Source organism: Roseivirga seohaensis subsp. aquiponti, from assembly GCF_001267955.1.
In the GTDB taxonomy this organism is placed as follows: domain Bacteria; phylum Bacteroidota; class Bacteroidia; order Cytophagales; family Cyclobacteriaceae; genus Roseivirga; species Roseivirga seohaensis.
Genome location: NZ_JSVA01000010.1, coordinates 60,689 through 76,848, shown reverse-complemented (window position 1 = coordinate 76,848; position 16,160 = coordinate 60,689). Strand labels below are relative to the sequence as shown.

General features: G+C 39.1%; 13 protein-coding genes. 8 read left to right on the top strand and 5 right to left on the bottom strand.

Annotated features, from left to right (window positions below):
• Positions 1–14: 14 nt before the first annotated feature.
• The 6 genes from radC (at position 15) to rny (ending at position 6,096) form a co-directional block, all read left to right on the top strand.
• On the top strand, positions 15–704 hold the full coding sequence (gene radC / locus OB69_RS09845; RefSeq protein ID WP_053223558.1) for a RadC family protein: 690 nt from the start codon (positions 15–17) through the stop codon (positions 702–704).
• 58 nt (positions 705–762) lie between these two features.
• The gene (locus tag OB69_RS09840; protein WP_053223557.1) at positions 763–1,380 is read left to right on the top strand and encodes a DUF1684 domain-containing protein; all 618 of its coding nucleotides are present in this window, start codon (positions 763–765) and stop codon (positions 1,378–1,380) included.
• 74 nt (positions 1,381–1,454) lie between these two features.
• Positions 1,455–3,869, top strand: a complete 2,415-nt coding sequence (pheT, locus tag OB69_RS09835; protein ID WP_053223556.1) for a phenylalanine--tRNA ligase subunit beta — start codon at positions 1,455–1,457, stop codon at positions 3,867–3,869.
• A 1-nt stretch (position 3,870) separates the two neighbouring features.
• On the top strand, positions 3,871–4,167 hold the full coding sequence (locus tag OB69_RS09830; RefSeq protein WP_053223555.1) for a hypothetical protein: 297 nt from the start codon (positions 3,871–3,873) through the stop codon (positions 4,165–4,167).
• A gap of 60 nt (positions 4,168–4,227) precedes the next feature.
• On the top strand, positions 4,228–4,467 hold the full coding sequence (locus OB69_RS09825) for a cell division protein ZapA (protein WP_245620799.1): 240 nt from the start codon (positions 4,228–4,230) through the stop codon (positions 4,465–4,467).
• A 63-nt stretch (positions 4,468–4,530) separates the two neighbouring features.
• Positions 4,531–6,096, top strand: coding sequence for a ribonuclease Y (gene rny / locus OB69_RS09820; protein WP_053223553.1), 1,566 nt, complete (start codon positions 4,531–4,533; stop codon positions 6,094–6,096).
• A 108-nt stretch (positions 6,097–6,204) separates the two neighbouring features.
• Here the strand turns inward: rny and OB69_RS09815 are convergent, their stop codons facing one another.
• From OB69_RS09815 to OB69_RS09805, 3 genes are all read right to left on the bottom strand, one after another.
• On the bottom strand, positions 6,205–8,268 hold the full coding sequence (locus tag OB69_RS09815; RefSeq protein WP_071426768.1) for a carboxy terminal-processing peptidase: 2,064 nt from the start codon (positions 8,266–8,268) through the stop codon (positions 6,205–6,207).
• A gap of 184 nt (positions 8,269–8,452) precedes the next feature.
• Entirely contained in the window at positions 8,453–10,834 is a 2,382-nt protein-coding gene (locus OB69_RS09810; protein ID WP_053223551.1) for an ABC transporter permease, read from the bottom strand.
• An 18-nt stretch (positions 10,835–10,852) separates the two neighbouring features.
• Positions 10,853–11,788 (bottom strand): S41 family peptidase, encoded by a 936-nt coding sequence (locus OB69_RS09805; protein ID WP_185096895.1) that lies wholly within the window; start codon positions 11,786–11,788, stop codon positions 10,853–10,855.
• 214 nt (positions 11,789–12,002) lie between these two features.
• Between OB69_RS09805 and OB69_RS09800 the strand changes: the two genes are divergently transcribed.
• Entirely contained in the window at positions 12,003–13,160 is a 1,158-nt protein-coding gene (locus OB69_RS09800; RefSeq protein WP_053223549.1) for a DUF4221 family protein, read from the top strand.
• 3 nt (positions 13,161–13,163) lie between these two features.
• Here OB69_RS09800 and OB69_RS09795 read toward each other — a convergent pair whose 3' ends face one another.
• Complete coding sequence (locus OB69_RS09795; RefSeq protein WP_053223548.1) at positions 13,164–13,643, bottom strand: MarR family winged helix-turn-helix transcriptional regulator; 480 nt, start codon at positions 13,641–13,643, stop codon at positions 13,164–13,166.
• Between the two features lie 282 nt (positions 13,644–13,925).
• Here OB69_RS09795 and OB69_RS09790 point away from each other — a divergent pair, with 282 nt between their 5' ends.
• Positions 13,926–14,453: a RidA family protein gene (locus tag OB69_RS09790; protein ID WP_053223547.1), complete on the top strand. Its 528-nt coding sequence runs from the start codon at positions 13,926–13,928 to the stop codon at positions 14,451–14,453.
• A 212-nt stretch (positions 14,454–14,665) separates the two neighbouring features.
• On the opposite strand, the gene OB69_RS09785 is transcribed toward OB69_RS09790, so the two are convergent.
• Positions 14,666–16,114, bottom strand: coding sequence for an ATP-binding protein (locus tag OB69_RS09785; protein ID WP_053223546.1), 1,449 nt, complete (start codon positions 16,112–16,114; stop codon positions 14,666–14,668).
• Positions 16,115–16,160 lie beyond the last annotated feature (46 nt).

Sequence of the window (16,160 nt, the reverse complement as noted above, 5' to 3'; positions counted from 1 at the left end):
CCATTCTAATATAAATGGAAAAAGGACTGAATATTCTTAAATGGGCTGAAGAAGACCGGCCACGCGAAAAGCTACTATTAAAAGGCAAGGCAGCCCTGTCCGATGCTGAGTTAATAGCCATTCTTATCGGCTCTGGCTCACGTGAATTAAGCGCTGTAGACCTCTCTAAAAAAATTCTCGCCCACTCCAATCACGACCTCAACACATTAGCCAAACAGTCGGTAACTGAACTTCAACAATTCAAAGGTATTGGTGAAGCAAAAGCCATTTCTATTGTGAGCGCCTTAGAATTAGGTAGAAGGAGGAAATCATTTGAGTCGGATAAGAAATTAAAAATCACCAATTCAAGAGATGTATACGAGCTGATGAAACCCGAGCTGATGGACCAACCGGTTGAACAGTTTTGGGTAGTTATGCTCAAAAGAAACAATGAGGTAATTCAAAAAAGAGTAATTAGCCTAGGCGGAGTTTCAGGCACAGTAGCCGACCCCAAAGTAATTTTTAAAAAGGCATTGGAAGATTTGGCCAGTGGAATCATCTTGGTTCACAACCACCCATCGGGCAACCTAAAACCTAGCCAAGCAGATATTCGACTCACTGAAAAATTGAAAAACGCGGGAAATCTGCTAGAAATTCCTGTTCTAGACCATATCATTTTTACAGATGATGGATATTTCAGTTTCGCTGACGAAAGTTTAATTTAACCCATACTTAAATCAATTTTCCATTTGAGTTTCAGCCTTTTCAACCTTACTTTACAGCATGAAAAGGAGCACTATTTTCGTTATTTTGATCGTTTTGCTTTTAGGTGTAACCGTATTTAACTTTCTCACTGTCGGGGAAAGTTCGAAAGAATACATCGCACGTATTGAAACAGAAAGAAAGGACAAAGACAAGCGTATGCTGGCTTCTAGCTCTCCTTTACTTGAAGAAGACAAGAGAACTTTCACCAAGTTGAACTACTACCCAGTAAACGAAGATTATAAAATCTTGGCGCGACTAGTTGAAATCGAAAAGAAGGTACCAATCTTTATCACTACCACTACTGGCGAACAAGAAAAATACATTCCATTTGCTCATGCCGAGTTTGAATTAGAAGGAAAACCACAAAGGCTATTGCTCTACAAAGATTGGGACGATATTAACCCAAACCGGCTGTTTTTAATGTTTGCAGATGACACCAGCGGTGATGAAACTTATGGAGGTGGCAGATATATTGATTTGATGGAAAACGGCACAAATTCTGTGGTTTTAGACTTCAATACCGCCTATAATCCTTATTGCCATTTCAACCCAGAATATAGCTGTCCCATCCCTCCTGCCGAAAACTTGCTGAAAGTTCCGATTAAAGCAGGCGAAAAGCTCTACAAAAACGACTAAGCACATTGTTGGAAAGCTTAAATCATTAATTTTGCTCTTTCACCTAAATTGGGTGGAACAAGTAAAATAACAGCATGAAGATTTCCCTTAACTGGCTTAAAGAATATATTCAAATCACTGAATCTGCAGAAGAAATTGCAGCACTTTTAACTGGCTCAGGATTAGAAGTAGAAACTTGGGAGGAAGTAGAATCTGTAAAAGGAGGCCTTAAAGGCTTGGTAATAGGTGAAGTAATCACTTGTGCAAAACACCCCAACGCAGATAAATTAAGTGTAACTACCGTTGACATTGGTGAAGAGCAACTTTCTCCTATTGTATGTGGCGCTCCAAATGTGAAAGCAGGTCAAAAAGTAATTGTTGCAACTGTTGGCGCTACTCTTTATCCAAGCTCTGGCGATTCATTCCAAATAAAAAAGGCCAAAATTAGAGGAGAAGTTTCTGAAGGGATGATTTGTGCCGAAGATGAAATAGGCCTTGGCCAATCTCATGATGGTATTTTAGTACTCGATACAGATTTGCCAAACGGAGCACCCGCAGCAGATTATTTCAATTTAGAATCTGATTTCGTTTTTGAAATTGGTTTAACACCAAACCGGGCCGATGGTGCTTCACACATTGGTGTGGCCAGAGACCTAAAAGCTCTACTAAATAGACCTGTTACATTCCCATCAGTTGAAAGCTTCAAAGTAGATATTGAGAAAAGAGTTGTTCCGGTAACCGTTGAAAATACCGAAGCATGCCCAAGGTATTCTTCCCTTACCATTACTGGAGTTACTGTAACTGATTCCCCTGATTGGTTAAAGGCTAGACTAAATGCCATTGGAATTAAGCCTACGAACAACGTGGTTGACATTACCAACTTTGTACTCCATAGCCTTGGTCAGCCAATGCATGCCTTTGATGCAGATGAAATTGTTGGCGACAAAGTGACCGTAAAAACGCTTCCTGAAGGAACATCATTCACAACCCTTGATGAGAAAGAAAGGAAACTAGCCGATACAGACCTGATGATTTGTAATGAAGCTGGCGGAATGTGTATTGCCGGGGTATTTGGGGGCATCAAGTCAGGTGTTAAAAAAACTACGAAAAATGTATTTTTAGAGAGCGCTTATTTCTCTCCCGATTACATTCGAAAAAGCGCTCAGAAGCATCAATTAAAAACGGATGCTTCTTTCCGCTATGAGCGTGGAACTGACCCTAACATTACCGTTTACGCTTTGAAATATGCTGCATTGCTTGTCAAAGAGCTTGCCGGAGGCGAAATTTCATCACCTCTTGCCGACTTCTACCCAACACCTATCGAGGATTTTAAAGTAGACGTAAAGTTTGCGAACATTGACCGACTGATTGGAAAAGCAATAGGTAATGACAGAATCAAGTCAATATTAGAAAGCCTAGATATTCAAATTCAGAATGAAACTGAAACTGGATTTACTGCCATTGTTCCTCCATACCGTGTAGATGTTCAGCGCGAAGCTGATATTGTGGAAGAGGTATTGAGAATTTATGGTTACAACAATATTGAAATTGATGACCATTTAAGCAGCACTTTCCTATCGGAATTTCCTTCTACAGATGCAGACGGAATTAAAAAAGAAACCTCTCGCTTATTGGCAGGTGCAGGATTTCATGAAATAGTCACTAACTCGCTTACTAAAGATGGCTATTCAACTGGAACAGCAGCTATTGACGAAAATGAAAACGTTAAAATTCTCAACTATTTAAGTGAAGATTTGAACGTAATGCGCCAAACACTTTTATTCCATGGCCTTGAGGTTATTGATAGAAATGTAAAACGTAAGAACGGTGACCTAAAACTTTTCGAGTTCGGAACCACCTATCATTTCATCAAAGAAAAATATGTAGAGCGTTCTAGGCTTTCATTGTTTATAACAGGAAATTCCGCGCCTGAAAGTTGGCTGGCACCAAGCAGAAAAGTTAATTTTCATGATCTATCGGCCATTGTACTTAAATTATTGGCCAAGTTTGGTATTCATAAAATTGAAAGCCAAGAAACTGACAGTGATTTATTCGGTTATGGGCTAAGCATTTCTACCAATAAAAAACCAATCGTGCAGCTTGGAAAGGTAAATGCAGAAGTTGCCAAGTTAGCCGATGTATCTACCGAAGTTTTCTTTGCTGATTTCGATTGGGACTATATTCAAAAGCTATCATCTTCTGAATTTACCTTCCAGCCCATCTCTAAATACCCAGAGGTAAAAAGAGACTTATCATTAGTTGTTGATAAAGCCGTAAATTTTGATGACATTCGGAAGTTAGCAGAAAAGCTTGAGCGATCACTGGTCAATCGTATTAGTGTTTTTGATGTTTATGAAGGCGATAAAATTGACGCAGGCAAAAAAGCCTACGCCATCAGTTTCTATCTTCAAGACCAAGAAAAGACATTGACCGACAAGGTGATTGACAAATGTATGAGCCGATTAATGCAAGGTTTTGAGCGCGAGCTTGGGGCAGTAATAAGAAAATAAAATGGCAGAATTATCGCTTTTTCAACGTTTAGATCATGTACAACAACAGTTGAAGCAACTGGTGAATAAACATGAAGCATTGAAGCAAGAGAACAAAGCGTTAGCAAACCAAAACACTGAGCTAAAAGGACAAATTGTTAGTCTTCGATCTCAAATTGCTGATTTTCAAAATCAGGATAAAATCACTAAAATTGTATCAAACACAACCGTAGAAAAGGAAGAGTCTACAGCGTTGAAACATAAGTTAAACGAGTACATTAAGGAAATAGATAAATGTATTGCTCATTTAAGTGAGTAGTATTATCATATGGTAGACATTCTATCAATAAAAATCAAAATTGGGGACCGAGAGTACCCCATGAAAGTTAAACCTGAAGAGGAGCAAAGGGTACGTAATGCAGGCAAGATTATAAATGAGAAATTACGATCTTACAGAGACCAATTTGGCATAGATGATAAAGAAGATCTATTGGCAATGGTTGCATTTGATAGTTTAATCGCAAAGATGAAAGTGGAAAGCGAAGTAGCATCAATAGATTCTACCACCTCTGACCAATTAGATCAACTTGAAAACATAATTAAAACCGCCCTCTCCTAATTCCTTAAATATCGCTTTAGAATACGTTTCAGTACACTTCCAATTCTACCTATAGATTCACATATGGGAGAAACAGTTACAATCCTCATTACGGCCATCGGAGCGTTGGCTATAGGGGTGTTCATAGGGAGACTTCTGTTACAAAAAGTTAACAAGAAGGCCGCCCAAGAACTTGAAGAAAAAGGCAAATTAATAATGAAAGAGGCTGAACTTACAGCCGAAACCCTCAAAAAAGACAGAATTCTTGAGGCCAAAGAAAAGTACCTACAGCTAAAATCTGAATTTGAAGACGAGGTTAATCGTAAGAAAAACCAAATCATTAGCAATGAAAACAAGCTGAAACAAAAAGAAGCTACTCTCAATGCGCAACTAGAAAAATTAAAGCGAAAAGAAGCTGAAGTTGATAGCGCCAAAGAGAATGTAGAAGCTCAGCTAGAAATCGTTAGAAAACGAAAAGAAGACCTAGAAAAAAAGGTAGATGAAAAAGTAAAAGCACTTGAAAAAGTAGCCCAACTTTCAGCTGACGAAGCCCGCGAACAACTGATGGAAACCTTAAAGGTTGAAGCAGAATCGAAAGCATCAGTACTCATCAAAGATATTATTGATGAAGCCAAGCTTACGGGCGCAAAAGAGGCAAAAAAGATTGTCATTGAATCTATTCAAAGAACAGCTACAGAACACGCAGTAGAAAACTGTGTATCTATTTTCAATATAGAAAGCGATGATGTTAAAGGTAAAATCATTGGTAGGGAAGGAAGGAACATTCGCGCACTAGAGGCGGCAACTGGAGTAGAAATCATTGTTGACGATACGCCTGAAGCCATCATCATTTCTGGCTTCGATCCAGTAAGAAGAGAAGTCGCTCGACTTTCATTACATAGGCTAGTTACCGATGGTAGAATTCACCCAGCAAGGATTGAAGAAGTCGTTACCAAAACCACACAAAATATTGAGGAGGAAATTGTAGAAATTGGCGAAAGAACCGTGATTGACTTAGGTATTCATGGCCTCCACCCTGAGCTCATCAAATTAGTTGGTAGAATGAGGTTCAGATCTTCTTATGGCCAAAACCTACTTCAACATTCAAGAGAAGTAGCCAGACTTTGCGCCACAATGGCTTCAGAGCTAGGCTTAAACGCCAAGCGTGCAAAAAGAGCAGGGTTACTTCACGATATTGGGAAAGTATGGCCAGAAGAGCCAGAAATTCCTCACGCATTATTAGGAATGGAATTGGCTCAAAAATATAAGGAACATCCTGAAATTTGTAATGCAATTGGAGCACACCACGATGAAATCGAAATGACTTCAATGATCTCTCCACTTATTCAAGCTTGTGACGCCATTTCAGGAGCTCGCCCAGGTGCTAGAAGAGAAGTGATGGAATCGTACATCAAACGATTAAAAGACCTTGAGGCGCTCGCCCTAGACTTTGATGGTGTAAACAAATGTTACGCAATTCAAGCAGGTAGAGAACTTAGAGTTTTAGTAGATGCCGATTCGGTTTCTGATACTACTGCTGGTCAGCTTTCGTTTGATATTTCGCAGAAAATCGAAAAAGACATGCAATACCCAGGACAAATTAAGGTGACGGTGATTCGTGAAATGAGAGCCGTTAACTATGCTAAATAAAACTATATCCAGATCGCGAATCTCTAATTAGGTTTTGATCTGGGGAAAAATAAAATGGCTGGACCTCTTCTGAAGTCCAGCCATTTTTATTTTAAATCTTTTATCTACTTATCCTTTACTTCTCTTGGCGGCAATCTGTTCTGCCAGAAGTATAATACTCTCTTTTAAGAAAGGGTCTTTCAATTCGTCTAAAGCATGGTTTTTCACACCTTTGCTTGAGCCTAGCTCTTTTAATGAGTCTCCGATTTTCACTCTAGCATCTCTTTTAGCTTCAAAGTCTGCAGCTTCTTTCTTACGCACTTCATAGTTTAATGAAACTGTAGTTTTCGCTCTTGCTTTGTTCAGTTCATTAATATCATATTGGTAATCAATTAAGCTCTGATCCGTCTTTAACCTTTTCTCATGCGATTTTCTCAGCTGAGCAATCAAATCATTGTCTACATAATCAAGAGGAGTAAACTTTGCTGCTGGAATTTTATCCCAAGGTAGGGCACTTGGCTTAGAACTTTCGCCAAATTCTTCGGCACTAAAAGCAGACGGTAGACTAATATCTGGCGAAACCCCTAAATGTTGAGTGCTACTTCCCGATACTCTATAGAACTTGGCAATTGTGTATTTAATCAAGCCTAATTCATCGGTAGTCGGTTCTCTTAAGAAATCATTCAAACCTCTTACGTTTTGAACTGTACCCTTTCCGTAAGTTTGCTCACCAACAATCACCGCTCTTTTGTAATCCTGCAATGCTCCAGCAAAAATCTCAGAAGCCGAAGCTGAAAAACGGTTGGTCATTACGCTCAATGGCCCCGAATAAAACATTTTCTCTTTATCGTCTTCTTTGGCAATTTGCCCGTTGGCGTATTTGATTTGAACCACTGGCCCACCTGGCAAGAACAGCCCTGATAAACTTATGGCCTCAAGCAGAGAGCCTCCACCATTATTTCTAAGGTCAAGCATCACGCCATCAACCCCATCTTCTTGCAGTTGAGTGATTAACTTTTTAACGTCACTGGTGGCACTACTAAAATCCTTTTCGCCTTCTTCAAGACCTTCTGAATCCAAATAAAAATCGGGAAGGGTAATTATACCTAAGTTGTATGTTTTACCACCTTCTTCATACTGCACCACTTGGCTTTTCGCCTTGGCTTCATCGTACTTGATTTTATCTCGAACAATATTTACTATTTTGGTTTGGCTACCAATTGGTCTACCGGCAGGCAAAAATTCAATTCTAACCAAGGTTCCTTTGGGTCCTCTAATTTGACCTGCCACTTCATCAGACCTCCAGCCTACAACATCAACCATTTCACCATCGGCTCCTTGAGCTATACCTACTACTCTATCGTCAATATCGATTTGGCCACTTAAGAAAGCCGGACCACCAGGGCGCAACTCAACAATCTTGGTGAAATCATCATCTTGCTGCAAAGTTGCTCCAATTCCTTCCATGGCTTTAGAGCTTTCACGCTGAAAATCTTCGGCACTTCTTGGTCCAAAATAATTGGTATGTGGATCGAAGGCTTCGGTAACAGAGTTCATTAAAATCTCGAAGACATCCGTGCTATTGTATTTATCTACATTGCTTTTGAAACGTTCATAACGCGTAACAAGCGTTTCAGAAATCTTATTATCATCAGAACCGCTAAGCTTTAAACTCAAAGCCTGATGTTTTACAACTTTTCTCCAAAGCTCATCTTGCTCTTGAAGTGACTGTGGGTACGGAGCCTTCTCTCTATCAAAAACAAACTCTTCGTTTTTCGTAAAATCAAATTTCTTTTTTGATTCTGCCAACGCATATTTTAAGCGTTCTTCAACACGCTTCTTATAAATATTAAAAATGTAGAATGCTGGCACTAGATTTCCTCGTTTCAAATCATCATCAAAGGCAAATCGGTATTTTTGAAATGACTTGATATCTGAAGCCAAAAAGTAATTTTTACTCGCATCTAGTGATTCAATGAAATTATCAAGGATGACAGATGACAATGAGTCATTTAAATCAACATCTCGGTAGTGGAAATAATCAAGGATTTGCGTGACCATAATGGCTTCCTTGATGTGCTCAGCTTTCGGCTGCAAATATTTTGTAGTATCAGCCGCATCGGAAGCGTAAATATTGGTGCTGCCCAATAGTATGAGAGCAGGTATGATAATTAACTTTTTAAACAATTTCATAATACGTAGTAAGCTTTTCAAACTCAAAAAACCCAAATAGAGGTAAGGATATAAATCTAACGAAAATAAGCGCTTTTCGTCTTTACCGATGGTCACATTCTTTGGGTAACAACAATTAAACCAATTCTAAGCATTTAGGTTACGACCCTTACTCTCCATTATGTTAAAGTTTGCTAAATTCTACTCATTCATACCTCAATGATTTGGCAGGATTAACCATTGCCGCTTTTACGGATTGATAGGTGACCGTAGCTAAAGCGATAAGCAATGCCACGATGGCAGATGCTAAAAACCAAAGCCAGTTAATTTCTACACGATAGGCGAAATCACTCAACCAGTATTCCATCATATAATAAGCCAAAGGGCTGGCCAAAATCACAGCAAGAATGATAAGCTTAGTAAACTGATTTGAAAGCAATACAACAATACCCAAAACAGAAGCTCCTAACACTTTTCTTACTCCTATTTCCTTGATTTTTTGTTGTGCAGTAAAAGCCGAAAGGCCAAACAAACCCAAGCAAGCAATAAAAATGGCGAGCCAAGTAAAGCTAAAAACTAGGGTGCCGAACTTTTCATCGGACTGATATTGCTGACCAAATTCTTCATCAAAAAAACGATATTCCAAAGGGCTATTCGGAAACACTTCGTCCCAAGTAGATTGCACAAAAGCCATTGTTTTGCTTATATCTGCGGCATTCAATTTAATGGCCAAACTACCTCCTCCATCAGGACTGTAAAACATAGCCAGCGGTTCTATTTGATAGCGAAGTGAAGCGAAATGAAAATCCTTCACTACGCCAATAATGGTAGACTCGTTTTGACCAAAAGTTAGTTTTTTACCAATAGGATTCTCCCAACCCAGCTGCTTTGCCATGGCCTCATTAATCATTACTGCCTGTTGCTGATCTGTAGTTATTTCTCGATTGAAAAGTCTTCCTTGGGCAATTTCCATCCCCATTAAGTCCACAAAATGTTCATCGAAATTTAGCACACTAACAATCCAGGTATCATCTGGCGCAGCACCCTCAGGCCGCACACCTCTTCGGCCAAAGGTTCTCCCTGGCATAGAGGCGGTTCCGGCTGTGGCCAAAATGGAAGGGTTTTGCTCTAGCTTGTTTTTAAGCACTTGAATGGAAGGTTGCAGGCTTGGGTGACTTACATCTAAAGTGAGAATTTGCTCCGTATCAAAACCTTTGTCGGCATTGCGTAAAAGTTGCAGTTGGTCATACACTATGGCGGTTCCAATAATCATCACTATGGACACCATAAACTGAAAAACCACCAAGGATTTTCTTAGTAAAACTCCTTTTCCGCTGGTTTTAAATGAACCACGAAGAATACTAATTGGACTGAAACTAGACAGCATAAAGGCTGGGTAACTCCCAGAAAACAAGCCTAGAATTACAGTAAAAACCAATGCCCCAACAACCCAGACTGGGTTAGAAATAAAGTGAATGGCCAAGTTATTACTAAACGGAAGGTTGACAAAAGAGCCTAAAGCTGCGACTAAACCTATGGCTACGAACAGAGAGAAAAGGCAAAGGAAAACTGATTCCACCATAAATTGATTGATGAGCTGTTTTTTCACTGCCCCAAACACTTTTCGTACCCCCACTTCCATCGCCCTATTGGCCGATCTGGCCGTAGATAAATTCATAAAGTTGAAAGACGCGATCAACATTACAAAAAGCCCAACTGCTGCCAGTGTATATACATAACCTTCATCAGTTTTATTCAAGTTGTAGTTCTCGAAAAGAATTCCGCTCGATTTTAAATGGACATCCTTTAGTGGTTGTAGTGTAACACTAAAGTTTTCTCCTACATTATTCGCTCTAATCAAGGTTTCCATTTTCTCCTCCACACTTTCTTCACTGGCCGGATTGGCCAGCTCCACATAAGTAACCATACTGATGCTTCGCCAAGAATTGAGGAATTGCGCAAAGCCCGATGTAGTATCTGCTTGCTGCATAGAAACAATTACATCAAAATTAAGGTGGCTGTTTTCGGTTACATCTTTCATTACTGCTACCACTTCCAAACCCGGCTGACCTCCAATATCAATTCGCTTTCCAATAGGATTATCTGAGCCAAAAGTCTTCTCGGCCATACTCTGAGTTACCACCACAGTATTGGGGTTTTTCAAAGCATTCTCTACATCTCCGTCTACCAGTTTAAAATCAAACATTTCAAAAATTGAGGGTTCGGCATAAGCAAAATGGTCGGTATAGAAGCCTTGCTGCTCGTAGGTAATCCGTTGCCTTCCTTGCGGCAGCATTCTTACTCTATTCACCACCTCCGGAAAATTATCTTCCATAGAAGCACCTAAAACAGGAAGTGTAATCCCTACTAAACTATTACTTACCCCTAGTGCCTTGTCGATAGTGAGCACCCTAAATATTTTGTCTGATTTAGAATGAAATCTGTCATAAGACATTTCATTCTGAACGAATAAGAAAATAACAATGCAACAGGCCATACCAATTGAAAGACCTAGTACATTAATAACAGAAGTAGCCTTACTTTTCAATAGACTTCTGAATGCGATTTTGATGTAGTTCTTGATCATACTTAAAAACTTGACTTCCTAATTCTTTGCTTTAATAAGCTCCAATGCCTTATCCAAAGCGGCATCAGCTTTGATTTCAATATTGGGTTTCACCCCCACTCCTTCCCAGTTGGTTTTGGTAATTGGATTAATGGCTCTGCCTTGAGGTACATTGACAATAAAACCATCTGTTAGCAGCATTGGTCCACCTGGATGCGCCCCTCCGCCAGTGGTTTCCCCAATAATGGTGGCACGTTTTAAATTTTTTAAGTTGTAGGTAAACTCTTCTGCAGCCGAAAAAGTGTAACTACTGGTGAGCACATAAACCGGCACATTCGGTTTATAAACAGACGCTAAGTCTGGGGATGTCCATGTTTCTGAATACCTGTCGCTTGGTCGCCAATAAAAAGTATTTAAGTGAACAGGTTTATCACCAAAAAGGTAGCTAGAAATAAACCTGATCATGGACGGAGAACCTCCACCGTTTTTTCTTAGGTCGAAGATTATAACATCGGACTGAATCAGTTCATCCATTGTTGCCTTTGCTACTTCTTCCGCAAAGCGGATATCCGAAAAACCTCTTAGGTCCAAATAACCAATGTTTCCCTCAAGAATATCTACCTCTTCAAATCCGTAATTTCCTTGGGCTGGCCTGCCGCCTGTCGGGCTACCTTGCTGAATGGCCTTAAAACGTGTAGGGTTATAAGTTACCCGAATATGCTTGTCATTGGCCACCGACTTTAAATCGGCATCAAGCTGTTTGGCTAAATCGTCAAGGGACTCAATGGCTTTGTATTCTCCGTTTTTCAGTTTTGATAAAATCAGGTCGCTCATGGCCTTTCCCTTCTCTGGAAATACATAATTGCGATCCATGATTTGAGCAAGCTGAGTAACCACTTCCGTTCGGTTAAATGATTGAGCTTGTAAACAAACCGAACAAAAAGTTATAAGAAGAGAAATGACGATTCTTGGCATGTTTATTAAGTTAATACGTAACTGCTTACCAAAAAACATACCTAATTCGATTCATCAATATAATCCACTGTTAAACAACACCTTAAAAAATTATTCAGATAGAGTAGCATTGAAAAATGAACGTTCACGAACAGTAGGCTGCACGATTCTAGAGCAGAAATATTTGTTCAACCTTACATAAAACTATAAAATTAGTTTACATTAGATTCACCTTATGAAAACGAAACAAAGCCTTTACACTCTCGCTATTATAGCCTTTAGTTTTTTGATCTTCAGCTGTGGAAACTCCAAGCCAAAAGACAAGCCTGAGGCAAGCTTAGTCCCCAGTGAAACTATTAACTTCCCCATAGATAATAGTACCTCAAATGTCAGTAGCTTCTTAGCCTACCACGATAATTCTGAGGACGGTTTGTTGTTTTCCCTAAATCAGCAAACCAATGAAATTCAGGCTTACTCCCTTAATGAGCAGAAACTGGTTTACCAACACTCTTATGATATTGATGGACCAAAGGGAGTAGGAGAAATCTCAGCCTTTCATATTGTTCGATTCGACAGTATCATTATTTTCCCTGCTAACAAAAATTCAGTTTACAAGTCCAACATTTTAAAGGGTTCGGTGGAAGGATTGAAATATGAACCCCCTTTGGGCTATACCAATGCCTCGTTTAGACCTAGTGCTTTTCCCTCGAACTCGGCATTAACAAACGGTAATCTCATAGTGAAAACTAGTTTTATGGGGAATCCATACTTACTCTCAGACGATCAAATGGCCTCTACACATTTAGCATATTCTATTGATCTTAATTCAGGCCGGACTACTCCCCTTCCACATTTTTTCCCGAAGGGATATTGGGGAGACAAAAAGACTTATTTCCGTTTCAGTATGAGCGCTGGCTCTAAGTTTGTTTATTCATTTTTTGGAGATCATAATGTTTATTATTCAGATTCGCCAAACTCAAAACTCACGCCTGTACTAGCAGAAAGTAAATATTTTAAGAAAAGTATCGACCGCTACCCTACAGATGGTTCGCCAGAGGATAGAGGGATGTATCCGATTGTGACACCTCATTATGGAAACATTATTTATGATCAATACCGAGAGGTATATTACAGGTTTTGCTTTCCAGCGGTTGAAATACAAGAGGGAGACAATATCTCTCAGCTTTTGTCATTCCCTAAAACTTTTTCAATTCTAATATTGGATAAGGACTTGAGTCCAGTTGGAGAAACGTACTTCGGGAAAAACGCAAAGCTGGCTCCCTACAATTCATTTGTTGGAAAAGATGGTCTTTACATTTCCATTAACCATCCAGAAAACTCCGAGAATAAAGAAGATTTTATGAGCTTTAAGCGGTTCGAATTGATATGGTAAGAATTACAATAGCGACTTCACCCTGTCATACATGGATTTTTCATCTAATGCAGATTCTATGGTCTTTATGTCGTCTAGGAAGTTTTGCTTGCTATCGATTAAAAGCTGATCGTTGGCCTTTTTAATTTTAAGCCAAAGGCCTTCCATTTTACCTACCAATTCCATTCCAGAATCACTCAGCTTTAAAAGGCGCTTTCTTTGGTCGGCATCATCTTTCGATTCTATCACCAACTTCTTCTTTACTAAAATATTTGCGACTTGATTTACGGCAGGATGGGTTTGTTGTAAACTGGCTGCCAGCTCTGTTACTGCCAGCTCTTCCCCATTCTTTAGGGCATAAACCACAGCAAACCAACGGGGTTCAAAATCGAAGTCAGATTCTTTATAAATAGCGGCCACATCTTTGGCCAACCGTTCGCTTAAGTTTTTCAGGCGAGTAGCCAAAGCTAAACTGCCCAATTCTTCAATTATGTTCCTTTCCAATTATCTCTTCTTTTTGGGAAGAAGCAATATTTGCGCTCCCGTTGATCAATTAATACCAAGCCAACACATTATCAAAACTCTTTTTGGCTCTGCAAATATCTATCCAATGCTTCACTGCTTTCGCATTCTCCCTTCTTCTAGAATAAATATTTTTTTCTAAGATAATACAGAAAGCCTGATCTGGCTGGCGTTTTTTTACCTAAGGTCAGATTATAGGAATTAAGGCGGCTCCAATTCGAACCATATATTAACTTTTGTATCTTCAACTTAAAATCTAAACCAATGACACTAAAAGCTAAACACCTTTTACTTCTCTTTATTATTTTAGCTGTCCTTCCTTCTTGTGAAACCGAAGACAACGATGATGATAATGAGCACTCCACAGAGGAGATTGTTCGCTTCGAAAGAGAAGGCTCTTCTATTCTAAAAGGAGTAAAAGTACCTGCGGGAAAAAGCATCTATTTTGCCAGTGGCATAGTGGCCAATCCAAAAGATGAAACCAAGCCCGAAGGCGACCGCGAGCGATTTGGGAATACCTATGAACAAAGCGTGAGCACCCTTAAGCGAATTGCGGATTATTTGGGCGAAGAAGGTTTGGGTTTAGAAGATGTAGTAGCCATGAAAGTGTATGTTGCTCCCGACCCAGAAAACGACAACAAACCTGATTTTGATGGCTGGTTTAAAGCTTATGCTGAATTCTTCGCAACCGAAGAAAACCCCAATAAAGTAGCCCGATCAACCATTGGCGTTTACACTTTGGTCAACCCAAATATCTTTATTGAGGTGGAGGTAAGGGCGGTTTATAAGTAATCGTTTGGGGTTTTATGATAGTATCATTTGATACTATCAAAGTAGGGTTTACTAAAACATTGATCGTTTTTTTATGAGATGTGAGAGCCGCACCTCGTTAGTTACAATTGGCGAGGTGGTACTCGATTAGCAAGATTTTATCACATAAGAAATTGCTTCTCTGCCCTTTTAAAGAGGATTTGTCTAGCTCAGTCACATTAGCATCACTTAAACTAAGCCCAGAATGGAACGTATTTAGCGTGTTTTTTAGAGCTACTATCAGGGTCATAGTCTTTCACTAAACCAGATTTAATCGTTTCTGATATTATTCTTGATGCTATAGAATAATTCTTCTCATCAATCCCAAACCGCTCCCGGAGTGTTTGATTTGTCATGTATTCTCCGGATACAATTTTTAAGCAACTATGCATATAACATGCTCTAATTTTATCCTCTTTATCCATTTGACGTAAAGTCTTATAGGAGTACAAAATGATCCTAGTGTAGTTCTCGCCTTCAATGATCTTTGGAGCGGGAAGTTGGAAAAATTCGCATTCGAATAGAACCTTGTCTATTCCACTTCCCCTTTCCTCACATATATTCAATCTCCGCATAAAGTGTGCTAATCTTTCATTTCTTGACTGAGGATTATGATCTACAAACCTGAGCGTATTAATTAATGGCTTGCCTGGATTAGAAATCTCGATTCTGTCAGAAAATAATTCTACCATCGGACCAGTACCCCTTTCTCTAAAATCTTGATGAATAATTACATTCGCTACTAGTTCCCTAATCGCCAATTTAGGATACATTTTCACCTCTTTTCTTAAAGCACTATCTATTATCTCATTAGATGGAAGTTGGTCATCTATATAGTTTACTAGGCCTTCAAACCCAACAGCATAACCTCTTTTTCCTGTTTGTTCTTTTATAGTTTTTCTTTTATTCTTTCCATCATATATAATGACTCTAACAGCCTTTCTTTCAAGAGTTTCAAAATGTTCTATTTCCTTTGCAAATAGTATGGCTCCAAGGTTTGTGATGGCATATTTAGAACCTTCCTTCAGAATAAGCTTCTCATTTATTAGCTTTTCAGCTATCCCACTTTTATCCGATGGAAGTGGGATATTCATTAAATCGAAGTATGATGGATAATCTAATAGTTTTAATACTTGGTCTATGTCTAAATTATCTTCTGCTATTTCATTCTCAAATTGAACAACTGGCTTTTTAGTCCAGATCAGTCTTTCTTTTTCAGGATTATCCGAGAGTTTTTGCTTGTAAGAGCCAATCCTGACAAAAGGAGTACCTTGAAATGCAACAGGAGTGTTCGTTGTTGCCTTTATTCGGAATATAACTACGTTTCCTTCAGCGTGATTTATAGTGAATACTTCAAAATGAATTCTTGGATTCAAAAGTCTAGTGATCCATGGAATTAGATCTTCATTGCCTTTACCTTTTTTATTGGGGTTAAAGTTTGTACCAACGATTCTGTGAGTTTTGTCGTCAATGCCGAACACAATATACCCATGTGGTTTGTCATGAATACATGCCGAATTTGATAATGCTGAAATATACTCTCCAAGTTCAACATCATTATTAACCTTGAATTCAAGCCACTCTGTTTCATTGGGAAGTGAACGCAACTCACTCAACAGGATGTTCAGTTCTCGATCACTCATAAATCATATTAAAATTGTTGTTTATGAGCAAATATAGCTATTATTA